Source organism: Hydrogenimonas thermophila (assembly GCF_900115615.1).
In the GTDB taxonomy this organism is placed as follows: domain Bacteria; phylum Campylobacterota; class Campylobacteria; order Campylobacterales; family Hydrogenimonadaceae; genus Hydrogenimonas; species Hydrogenimonas thermophila.
The window spans coordinates 1-1,523 of the sequence record NZ_FOXB01000088.1 but is presented as its reverse complement, the minus strand read 5'-3'; the positions used below and the strand labels follow the sequence as shown (position 1 = coordinate 1,523).

General features: G+C 40.2%; 1 protein-coding gene. It reads left to right on the top strand.

The window, feature by feature from the left end; all coding sequences use genetic code 11:
• Window positions 1–170 precede the first annotated feature (170 nt).
• Window positions 171–1,370 (top strand): IS256 family transposase, encoded by a 1,200-nt coding sequence (locus tag BM227_RS12565; RefSeq protein WP_092914357.1) that lies wholly within the window; start codon window positions 171–173, stop codon window positions 1,368–1,370.
• Window positions 1,371–1,523 lie beyond the last annotated feature (153 nt).

Sequence of the window (1,523 nt, the reverse complement as noted above, 5' to 3'; positions counted from 1 at the left end):
AGTGTTGAAACAATGCACTTTTACAAAGATACTGCATTAAATGAAGATAAATGCAAAGTCAATAAAGGTGCTTTTGCATTATCTATTCTTAGAAGGATAGTGTACACTTAAGTTCGCAATTTTGAGATAGACTTCTCGGTGAGAGAAAACAGAAAAGGAGAAGTCTATCCATGAGAAATGATAGCGAAATTTTCAGAAGAATTCTAACCGGATTTGTGGCTGAAGAGGATCCACTTCTTTCGATGATGAAATGGATGATGGATCAGTTGATGAAGATAGAGGCAGAACAGAAAGTTGGAGCTGTTAAAGGAGAGCACAGCAGTGAACGTAAGAGCTATTTCAGCGGCTATCGTCCGCGTCGGTTCGATACGAGACTGGGGACAGTGTATCTGATGATACCCAAGATTCGCAAAGGAGGCTACATTCCCTTTTTCATCACTGAAAAGCGCCGAAGTGAACAGGCATTGATTTCAATGGTCAAAGAGGCGTATGTTAATGGTGTATCAACACGAAAAATCGAACGTCTAGCCAAAGAGCTTGGTATAGCTAATATCTCCGCATCCCAGGTATCCCAGATCAACAAAGGCTTGGATAAACAGGTAGAAGAGTTTCGAAACCGTCCGCTTGAAAAAGAGTATCCTTTCGTATGGGTCGATGCTTTATATGAGAAAGTGAGAAATTATGAAGGGCGTGTTGTTTCTTCAGCAATAATGATAGCATATGGTGTATCAATGGAAGGTAAGCGTGAAGTACTTGCTATCGAGCCGTTTAGCGCTGAAACCACCGAAACGTGGAAAGCCTTTTTCGACAGACTCAAAGAGCGTGGTGTAGAGAAGATTGCACTGTTGATCAGCGATACCCATTACGGTATCCAAAGAGCCTTCAAGGAAACTTTTATAGGTGCTTCATGGCAACGCTGCAAAGTTCACTTTATGCGTAACATCATAGCCCATATTCCGCCAAAGGCAAAAGAGATGTTTGCTGCGAAACTCAAACAAATTTGGCTACAGGAGAGCAAAAAGGATGCGATAAGAGTAGCTCAAAATATTATTGAGGAGTTTAGTAAAAAGTTTCCAGAAGCAATTGAGGTATTGCAAAACGGTTTGGAAGACTCTTTGCAGTTCTACCACTTCACACAGATTGATAAACGTAGAATAAGTTCAACCAATGTGCTTGAGCGTATCAATAAGGAGATCAGGAGACGCTCCAGAGTTGTCTCTATCTTTCCTTCTAAAGAGTCCTACTTGAGGCTTATCGCCTCCTATCTGATGGAGTATACGGAGGATTGGGAGGTGGAGAGAAGTTATATCAGACCAGAGAAACTTCAAGAGGTTATGGAAATCTATGAGGCGCAGCTTAAAGCTGCTTGATATTCAATGAAATACAACTCGCCGAGGAGTAAAATTGCGAACTTTTCTTGACATTATCCTTAGAAGCTTCGTTATCAATATTTTACATTTGAATAAAGTTGAAAATATTGGTAGAAAAATTGTTGAAACAACATATGATCTTACAGAAGCTTT

Bases quoted from the DNA above. Each gene is read 5' to 3' on its own strand.
- BM227_RS12565 (WP_092914357.1), top strand. From the start codon at position 171: ATGAGAAATGATAGCGAAATTTTCAGAAGAATTCTAACCGGATTTGTG.